We start from the raw sequence: 10094 nt of genomic DNA, 5'->3' as shown, positions 1-10094 counted from the left end.
AGCGGTTGCAGCAACATCCCCTCCCGGTCCAATACCGCCCACGCCTTGCCGTGCGCCTCGAACAACCCCATGGCCCCGGCGTCGTCCTCCTGCAACAGCTTCAACATCTCCACCAAGCCCTGCCGCGCCTCCGGCGTAAAGACCGTCTCCTCCGTCACCTCTCCCCCGGTCAAGGCCCGCTCGATCCCGCCGCACAGTCCCCTCAATGCCTCCTCCAACCTGCCCAACCCCTCCTGCAACCCCTCCGGCGTGGCCCCGCCGCGCAGCGCCGATTCCACTTCCGCCGCCACCCGTTGCACCTCGACCGCGCCGATATTGCCCGCCACCCCCTTTACCGTATGCGCCTCCCGCTCCGCATCCGGACGCCGTCCCGTCTGCACCAAAACCCGGATCCGCGACGCCGCTTCCGCCTGCTTGCGGGCAAACTGGCCCAGCAACCGCCGGTATAGGCCAACGTTGCCCGCCATGCGCCCCAAACCCGCCACCGTATCCACCCCCGGCACCGCAGGAAGCTCCCCCTCGTCGCGGGAACGGGCCGTCACCGCCCGGTGAGCCGTGGCCCCCGCCGGGCGATAACGCAGCAACAGGGCAAACATCGCCGCCGGATCGATGGGCTTGGTGATGTGATCCTGCATGCCCAACGCGGCGCACTTCTCCCGCTCCTCCGCCATGGCGTGGGCCGTCATGGCCAGAATCGGCAAAGCGTCGTAACGCCGCTCGCCGCGCAACTGCCGGGTCGCCTCGTAACCGTCCATCACCGGCATCTGCAGATCCATCAACACCACATGAAACGCCTCCGGCCCCTCGCGTTGCAGCGTGGTCAATGCCTCCTGGCCGTTGTTGACCACCACCACCCGCGCCCCCACCGACTCCAGCAACTCCACGGCAATCTGCTGGTTGATCTCGTTGTCTTCCGCCAGCAGGATCACCATTCCTCCCAGATCGACCTCCGGTCCCTGCACCGGCTCCTCCCGAGCCAGCCCCGCTTGACCGTACAATCCCGCCAGGGTGTCGAACAGCATCGAGGCGCTGACCGGCTTGCTCAAAAAAGCCTCGATACCCGCCTCCCGCGCCTCGACCAGGGCGCTCTCCCGATCGAAGGCGGTCACCAGAATCACCCGGGGCGTGGCGGTGCCCAATCGGGCCCGCAGTTGCCGGGCCAGCTCCACCCCGTCCATGCCCGGCATCTGCCAGTCGGTGACCACCAGATCGTAGCCGAGGCCCCGGTTGACCGCCCGCGCCGCCCGCTCCAAGCCCTCCGCGCCGCTCGTGGCCCCCTCCACCTGCAAACCCAACCCCGCCACCATCTCCGAGAGAATCTGCAACGCCGCCGGATTGTCGTCCACCACCAGCACCCGCAGATGATGCAACGCCGCCGGCAGCGTCGGATTGCCCTCCACCTTGCCGGAATGGCCCAACCAGGCGGTGAAATGGAAGGTCGAGCCCTCTCCGGCGCTGCTCTCCACCCAGATGGTCCCGCCCATCAACTCCACCAGCCGCCGGGAGATGGTCAATCCCAGCCCGGTGCCGCCGTACTTGCGGGTGGTGGAGGTATCGGCCTGGGAAAAGGCCTGAAACAGCCGCGACTGCTGCTCCGGCGTCATGCCGATGCCCGAATCCTGCACCGAAAACTGCAGCTTCACCTTTTCCCCCTGTTGTTCCAACCGTCGCACCCGCAGGGTGATGCTGCCCCGGTCGGTGAACTTGACCGCGTTGCCCCCCAGATTGACCAGAATCTGATTGAGACGCAGGGGATCCCCTTCCAATGCGCTGGGCACGTCGGGGCCCACGTCGAAGAGCAGTTCCAGCCCCTTGTCGGCCACCTTCGGAGCCAGCAGCGTGCCCACCCCGCCCAGCACCTCGTCCAGATGCAGGGGTGCCTGCTCCATGGTGAGTTTGCCCGCTTCGATCTTGGAGAAGTCCAGAATGTCGTTGATGATGCCCAGCAGCGAAGTGGCGGCGTTGTGGGCCTTGTGGATGTAATCCCGCTGTTTGGCCGTCAGGTCGGTCTTCATGGCCAGATGGCTCATGCCGATGATGGCGTTCATCGGGGTGCGGATTTCATGGCTCATGTTGGCCAGAAAGTCCGATTTGGCGCGGGTGGCCGCTTCCGCCTTCTGCCGCAGCTCTTCCGCCAGTTTGCGCTCCTCTTCCAGATCCAGCAGCATGTTGAGGGTGGCTTTGCGGGTTTTGTCCAGTTCCGCCAGATGGGAGGTCAACTTCTCTTCCGTGGCTTTGCGCTCCGTGATGTCGGTGGCGATGCCGCAAAGCCCGTAGACCTCGCCCCGTTCGTTCAGCAGCGGCACCTTGGTGGTCAGATAGACCCGTGACGCGCCCTCCCCATCGGAACGCATGACGTTCTCGAAGGTTCGCGCCACCCGTCCCGCCAGCACCTCCCGATCCTGGGCGGCGAAGATCTCCGCCTCCTCGGCCGGCAGAATGTCGAAGTCGGTGCAGCCCGTGCGGTAGGCCGCGTTCCCACCGTGAATACGGGGTTGGGCGGCGTTGACCAGGGTATAGCGCCCTTGCGGATCCTTCATGAAGATGAAGCTTTGAATGCTGTCCACCAGGGTGCGCAACTGGGTCTCTTTCAGGGCCAGCGCGTCCGTGCGCTGGTCCACCTCTTCCGCCAGGGCGCGGGTGGAGCGGGCCACCCGTTGGGCCATGTCGTTGAAGGCCCGACTCAGCCGCCCCGGTTCGTCGTGGCCCTTTTCCGGCAGACGGGTGTCGTAATCGCCTCGGGAGAGGGCTTCCGCCGCTTCGGTCAAGCGGCGCAGCGGCTGCATCACCAGGCGGTTCTGCCCGGCCATCAGCAGGCCCAGAGCCGCCAGAAAGGAACCTCCCAGGGCCAGAAAGAAGTGGACCACATCCCGGTGGGGAATGACGCTGGATGGATCCAGAAAGGCCACGGAATACCACTTGAGGGGTTCCAGCCAGGCCAGAGCCACCAGGGTCTCCCGCCCGGCGAGGGTCAGGGGCAGGACCACGGCTTCCTGTCGTTTCTCCCGCAGCCGGGTCATGGCCCGATCCAGCTCCTCCCGTTCCGACAGCGAATCCAGCAGGGTGAACAGCCCCCCTTGGAACTCACCGGCTCCGGAACCGCTGTTGCGGGCGATCAACCGGGTATCCCGGCTGGCCTGAACGGCTCCGTTCTGATCGACGAGCATGCCGGAAATGCCCCGTTCGGTGGTGGTGACGAAGCGTTCGATGAAATCGGTGAGCCGCACCCCCGTGCCCACCACTCCCAGCCGGTCGTTGCCGGAAACCATGGTGTAGTTGATCCACAGGTTGGTGACATCGAGCTTTTCGTTGTAGTCCACGTTCAGGTTGAAGGGGCTCTCGGCCTTCATGCTGGCGAAGTACCAGGCGTCGTCCTCCACGGTGGGGCTGAGGGTGTTGATCACCTCCGGCGTGACCTTTTCCGCCGCCGCGCCGGTGTAATAGAAGTGGCGGCTCGCCTCCAGCCCCAGAAAGAGACTGCGGGCGGCGAAGTTCTCCCGAAAGGCGTTCATCTCCTGCACCGCTTCGGCCAGGCGTTCCGGGTTGGTTTCGTCCTTGGCCCAACGCTGCAGGGTCGGCGACCCGGCCATCTGACGGGCCAGGGCCAGCTCGCGCTGCACCGCGCCCAGCACCTTCTCGCGATGCCCGAGAACGTGGTGTTCGACCAGCCGGCTGCCCAGGTCGTGGGCCTGTCGATGGCCGAGGTGGTAGAGCATCGCCGAGGCGATGAGCCCCACGCCCAGAAAGAGCGTCACAAAGAAGACCAGGCTCTTGCCCCGCAATCCCAGGGAGAAGCCGCGATCCGAAAACACCGTTTGGAAAATAGTCATCAGCGGGCTCCGCTCGGGCGTGTTGACATTTGCCGGATTTTGGTTCCTGGCAAGGCGCAAGACGGTGAGGAAGCGGAATGTAGTCCTCCTCTACAGGAGCATTCCGAACCGGATTGCAACGCCGGCCAAAAGATGGTGAATGTCAACATGCCCTAGGTCACGATCTCGTAAGGTTGGGGTTGGTTCAGGGTGGCGCAGAGACCATTGACCTCCTCTTTCAGGGCGATCATGCGCAATTCGCGGCCCACGGCCACCCGGGCGAAGTTTTCCAGCTCGGCCATCTTTTCCCGCACGGCGGCCTCGGCCTGACGCCGTTCGGTGATATCCCGGAAGGTCACCACCGAACCGGCCAGGGTCTCCTCCTGCCAGATGGGCACGGCGGCGTATTCCGCCGGAAAGCCGCTGCCGTCGCGCCGCCAGAGGAATTCGTCATCGACCCGTGCGCTTTCGCCACGGGTGTAAACGCGCCACATGGGGCACTCCTCGACGGGATAGGGGGTGCCGTCGGGGCGACTGTGCAGCGCGGTGGCGTGTACCGACTGGCCGATCAGCTCCTCGGCGCTGCCGCCCAGCATGCGTTGCGCCGCCGGATTGATGAAGTGGATCCGTCCCCCGGCGTCGGTGCCGAAGATACCCTCTCCGGCGCACTCCAGAATCAGCCGGCTGCGGGCTTCGGCGGCCCGCAGATCGCGGGTGCGCTCCTCCACCAGGTTTTCCAGTTGTTTCTGATATTCGGCCAGTTGCGCCCGAGCCATTTCGGCGTCCTCGGCCAGATTCAGGGCGGCCAGTTCGCCGCGTCGTTTGGCTTTTTCCATGCCGGTGGCGAGCAGGCGTTCCAGGGAGAAGGTGGCCAGCAGTTTGGCGAAGCGCGACAGAAAATCCAGGATGACGGGCAGCTTCTCCTGCTGCATCACCGGCAGGGCGGTGATGGACTGCAGATAGGCTTCCGGATCGAAACCGACCTCCAGGGCCTGGGCCCGGAAGAAGGCCAGGTCCGGGGGCTGCAGCAGGAACTGGCCGATGAAGACGTTGGCCAGGTGTCGCCCGTTGACCACGATGGGCGAGGCGGCGTCGGTCAGGCCGTTCTTGCAGCGGTAGATGGAAAAGTCCTGCCCCTCCTGCAGTTGCAGCGCCAGCTGGGTATCGCTTTCGATGCAGCGGGCGCAGGTGACGGCGTTGACCCGGTGGAAATCGGTACAGGCCTTCTGCCAGCGGCTGGAGGCCAACACCTTGGCCTTCAGATCGATGATGGCGGCGGGCACCTCGGCAATGGCGCAGAAGTCCTCGAACAGGGATTGCAGTTCGGGCAGGTCCAGCAGGTTATCCAGGGCGTATTCCACCTCGACGCCTTCCGTCTCCGCCCCGGGGACGGCCTCCTCGAAGGCGGCCTCTTCGGGAATATGAAACGGGGGCGGGCGGTCCAGCTCTTCCGAGAGGAGGTTGACCCGTTTTTTCAAATCGACGACGCGCAGTTCGCGGCCGATGGCCAGCCGGTTGAAGCGGGCGGCCTCTTCGCTCGACTCCCGGGCCAGGCGGGCCGCCTCGCGCAACTCCCCCTCCCGCTGCCGGGTGGCCGCTTCGGCCCGATGGCGCGCCTCCAGCATTTCGTTGTAGGCTTGCACCACATCGCCCAGTTCGTCCTGCCGCTCCCAGGTCAGCGGCGCCTGAACCGCCTCCTCGCGGGAGCGTTCGATGGCCTGGCGGAACTCCTCCAGCGGCCGTCCGATGACCACGCGCACCCCGTACCAGGTGCCCGCCACCAGGGCTGTCACCAGCACCAGCAGCACCGCGCCGTTGATCTTCAGGTGGCCGAGGAGCGCCTGACGAATGCCTTCGTCGTGAACCTGCACCACCAGGGTGCCGATCTGTTGGGCCCCGCTGCCCGATTTGTGGATCAGGGGGTGTTCCACGCGGAAATCGGGGGAGCGCAGGGCCGCGCCGACATCCCCGGCGGCGGCCAGCACCTCGCCGGCCTTGCCGCGCACCTGGGCTCCCTCAAAAAAGGCCAGGCGACTCTGCTCCTGAAGCAGGTTGCGCACCCGTTGCAGGTCGAACTCCCAGACCGCCGCCTCGATGGCGGTGCCGTGGACGTTGACCAGTCGGTCGAGGCCTTCGATCAATCGGGCCCGCTCCCCCCGGTAGAAATCGACCTCCAGCACCACGAAGAGCGCCAGCACGGCCAGGACGGTCAATGGCAGGTGAATGCGCAGCAGTTTGCCGCTCAGACTGTTGACGTAAAAAAGGGCCATCGGCGCTGTGACTCCTCCCCACAAAATGCCATCCGCAGCGGGTATTCCCACAACGGGCGTTTCTCTTGCCCTCGGGGAATCCTATACTAACGCCAATCAGGCCGACCGGGAGCGAAAAAGTTCACCGGCGGCATCGTATCATCTACAGCTTGCGGAGAATGATCCATGATTCTCGGGCGGGTGTTGTTCGTTTTGCTGCTGCTGGCGGTCTGGTCGGGGGAGGGCGGCGCGGAGCAGCCGGTTCTCAAGGCCGATTACCGGCCCCGTCCGCCGGAGATGGTGGTCGGCGAAGGGGAGCAGGTCTCGGGCCCGCTCAAGGATATTCTGGAGGAGGCGGCGGGCAAACACGGTTTCCGGGTGCAGTGGCGGGTGGTGCCCTTTCCGCAGAGTCTGCACGATCTGGAGACCGGACAGGTCGATCTGGTGCCGAGGGTGGTGCGCACCCCGCAACGGGAGGACTTCGTCCATTTTCTGGGCCCCATCGGTTATCAGGACAAGGATATCCAGTTTCTGGTGCCCAAGGGACAGGAGGAGCGTCTGCGCACCTATGAGGATCTCAAGACCCTGGTGGTGGGGGTCAAGTTGAAGACCGCCTATTTCGATCCCTTCGACGGCGATGCCGCCATCCACAAGGAGACGGCCTCCGACGACCACAATCTGGCGCGCATGTTCATCGGCGGACGTTTCGACACGGTGGCGCTCTTGGATCGGCAGGCCATGGAGGGGGTGTTGGCGGGATTGGGGTTCAAGGATTACGCCTTCGCGGCGTACCGCTTTCAGCAGCGCATCGGCAACTTTTACGGCCTGTCGGCCAAGTCGCCCCACGCGGCGCTGTTCCCCAAGCTGAACGCCACCCTGGCGGAGATGGTGGCTTCCGGGCGGGTGGCGGCGATCTACGGCATCCACCGGGTGGAGGCCCCCCTGACCGGGCCGGGGAAGTGAGCGCTTTTGCCGATAGGGGGGTCCGGGGGGGATTATCCCTTCCGGGGGTGAACAAAATACCGAATGACAATGTCATTACACTATACATACTTAGGTTGTTATTTTTTCAGAAGGGGAGACGAATGAGAGGCCCTGCGATGCTGCCGCCACGAGGTGAAACACTCAATCTGCGGATGGGCTCCGAAGAGAAGAACCTGATCGACCGCGCCGCCCGGGCAGGCGGGCAAAACCGCACCGATTTCAATCCGGAAGCTGCCCGCCGTGTCGCGGAAGAGACCCTGCTCGACCGAACGGTGCTGACGGTCGATGCGGAAGCCTACGAAAAGTGGCTGGCGCTGCTCGACGCGCCGCCACAGACCAACGAGCGGTTGCGTCGCGCCCTGCAGACACCAGCGCCATGGGAGGGGTGAAACCACCGACATCCACTGATACGGGGGTCCGGGGGGGATTATCCCCCCCGGCGGGTTCGGGGCAGCGCCCCGAGGTGTTGGTGTGGCCTTTGGCCGTCGCGGTCCGCAGCATCAAAAGAAAGCCCACCCACTCACCACCCGCACCATGCGGAGAATTCGTGCGGACCGCAGGGGGCAAGGGGGGGCCTCATCCCCCCATCCTTGAACGCGCCAATTCCACCAGGGTTTCGGTTTTCATAAACAAGGATCTCTCGTCCGCGAGTAACCCCGGCGGTGTCTTGGTGGTGCGTTCAAAGATGGGGAGGATGAGGCCCTCCCCTGGCCCCCTCCGGCGGGTCGAAGTGGGAACAGGGTTGGGTAGCGGTTCAGCGTTGGCCATTTCTCCTTTTGGCTTCGACCCGCCAAAAGCCACGGCAACGGATAGAACCTCTGGGCTCCGCCCCGAACCCCGCCGGGGGGGATAATCCCCCCCGGACCCCCGTTATGTTACCAGCACACTACAGCGCCAGCCTCGACCCCATCTCCACCACCCGCTGCATCGGCAGATTGAACCACTCCGCCGCATGACCCGAGGTGTGCTGCAGCCAGATGAAAAAGCGTTGTCTCCAGATCGGGAACCCCGGATACCCCCCCATCGGCAGAAAAGTCGCCCGGCCCAGGAAAAACGACGCCTCCTCCCGCAACCCCTCCCCCTCGAACAACGGCAACTCCTGCATCGCCTTGAGCAGATCCGGCGTCTCCGAAAATCCGAAAGTGATCTCCAAACGGTGGAACCCCTGGCCCAGATCCTCCTGAACCACTCGGGGCACCCCAGACAGGAAAGGCGTGTCCTGAATGGTCACCGTCACCAATACCACCCGTTCGTGCGCCACCCAATGGTGTTGCAGATTCTGCACCAGGGCGCGCGGGACCACCGCTTTGCGTCCCGTCAGATAGATCGCCGTGCCGGGAACACGGGGCAGTTGCTCCTTCTCGAACTGCCGCAGAAACGGCTCCAGCGGAATCTCCTCCCGCGAAACGGCCTTCAATGCCAATTGCAAACCGTTCTTCCAGGTGGCCATGAAATAGAAGATGAAAGTGCCCAACACCAGCGGGAACCACCCGCCCTCCGGAATCTTGAGGCAGTTGGCCGCGAAGAAGGTCAGATCGAAGAAGAGGAAGAAGCCCGTCACCAACGCCGCCGTCAGGGGCTTCCAGGAGAAAGAGGCCCGCAACACCAGCCCGAAGGCCAGGGTGGTGTCGATGGCCATGGCCCCGGTCACGGCGATGCCGTAAGCCGACGCCAGATTCGAGGAGCTTTTGAAGGAGACCACCAGCACCAGAACCGCCAGCAGCAGCGCCCAGTTGACCACCGGGACATAAATCTGCCCCTCCTCCTGCGTGGAGGTGTGAACCACCGCCATGCGCGGCAGAAAGCCCAGATTCATGGCCTGGCGCGCCGCCGAAAAGGCCCCCGAAATCACCGCCTGACTGGCAATGACCGTGGCGGCGGTGGAGAGAAAGACCAGAGGATAGAGCCCCCAGGAGGGGGCCAGCAGGTAGAAGGGATTGCGCAAACTCTCCGCATCCTGAAGGATCAGACTGCCCTGGCCGAAATAGTTGAGCACCAGCGAGGGAAAGACCAGGAACAGCCAGGCTCCCTTGATGGCCCGCCGTCCGAAATGGCCCATGTCGGCATAGAGGGTCTCCGCGCCGGTCACCGCCAGGAAGACCGCCCCCAGCACCAGAAACGCCTGTCCGCCGTGAATCAGAAAGAACTGTATCGCATACAGCGGCGACAAGGCGGCCAGCACCGTGGGATTGCGCACGATCCCGTAAATCCCCAGCGCCGCCAGGATGATGAACCAAACCACCATCACCGGGCCGAAAAGCTGTCCCACCCCGCCCGTACCCCGACGCTGAAAGAGGAAGAGCCCGATCAGAATGGCCACGGTCACCGGCAGCACCGCCGGTTTCAACACCGGCGTGGCCAGTTCCAGCCCCTCCACCGCCGACAAGACCGAAATGGCGGGAGTGATCACCCCGTCGCCGAAAAAGAGAGCCAGACCGCACAGGCTCAGGAAGTAGATCATGGCGCGAAGATTCGGTCCCACCCCCGGTGAGCGCAAGGCCAGGGCGGCCAGGGCCATGATGCCCCCCTCTCCCTTGTTGTCCGCCCGCATGATGTAGAAGACGTACTTGACGGTGATCACCACCACCAGGGACCAGAAGATCAGGGAGAGGACTCCCAGCACGTCCGCTTCGGTCGGCGCGGCGCTGCCGTGGCTGCCGAGGGCCTCCTTGAGCGCGTAGAGCGGACTGGTGCCGATATCCCCGAAGACTACGCCCAGCGCACCGATCACCAGGGTGGCCAGGCGACCGCGCGATTGTTCCTCCGTGTGAGCAGACATGGGCAAACCCCTCTCTGGCAAGACAACCCGTCCGGCACAAATCGGGCATGATGCCGGCTTTGGTATCGGGATGGGATCAATTCGATGGCAAAATCCATCAAGATTGTATAAAGATTCCGTTGCGGAAGATGGGGGGCCGGGGGGGATTATCCACCCAGGCGGAGGTTTGAAGGCGAAGCCTCCAAGCGGTCCGCAGCGAATCAGCCGAGGAAAACAGCTCTCCGTCATACGGGGGTCCGGGGGGGATTATCCCCCCCGGCGGGGTTCGGGGCA

The 10094-nt window shown here is 64.4% G+C and carries 5 protein-coding genes; 2 read left to right on the top strand and 3 right to left on the bottom strand.

What is annotated here, in order from left to right:
- Positions 1 to 3830, bottom strand: a 3830-nt coding sequence (locus HQL56_14835; GenBank protein MBF0310797.1) for a response regulator, incomplete at its 3' end; no start/stop codon positions are given.
- Positions 3831 to 3982: 152 nt separating this feature from the next.
- On the bottom strand, positions 3983 to 6079 hold the full coding sequence (locus tag HQL56_14830) for a PocR ligand-binding domain-containing protein (protein MBF0310796.1): 2097 nt from the start codon (positions 6077 to 6079) through the stop codon (positions 3983 to 3985).
- 165 nt (positions 6080 to 6244) lie between these two features.
- On the opposite strand from HQL56_14830, the gene HQL56_14825 reads away from it, so the two are divergent.
- Both HQL56_14825 and HQL56_14820 read left to right on the top strand, forming a co-directional pair.
- On the top strand, positions 6245 to 7021 hold the full coding sequence (locus tag HQL56_14825; protein ID MBF0310795.1) for an ABC transporter substrate-binding protein: 777 nt from the start codon (positions 6245 to 6247) through the stop codon (positions 7019 to 7021).
- Between the two features lie 122 nt (positions 7022 to 7143).
- Entirely contained in the window at positions 7144 to 7431 is a 288-nt protein-coding gene (locus tag HQL56_14820) for a DUF1778 domain-containing protein (protein ID MBF0310794.1), read from the top strand.
- Positions 7432 to 7928: 497 nt separating this feature from the next.
- On the opposite strand, the gene HQL56_14815 is transcribed toward HQL56_14820, so the two are convergent.
- Positions 7929 to 9821, bottom strand: a complete 1893-nt coding sequence (locus tag HQL56_14815) for a potassium transporter Kup (protein ID MBF0310793.1) — start codon at positions 9819 to 9821, stop codon at positions 7929 to 7931.
- Positions 9822 to 10094 lie beyond the last annotated feature (273 nt).

It is taken from the genome of Magnetococcales bacterium, assembly GCA_015231925.1.
GTDB lineage: Bacteria > Pseudomonadota > Magnetococcia > Magnetococcales > JADGAQ01 > JADGAQ01.
The sequence above is the reverse complement of the archived record's forward strand: the minus strand, read 5'-3'. Positions and strand labels throughout refer to the sequence as shown.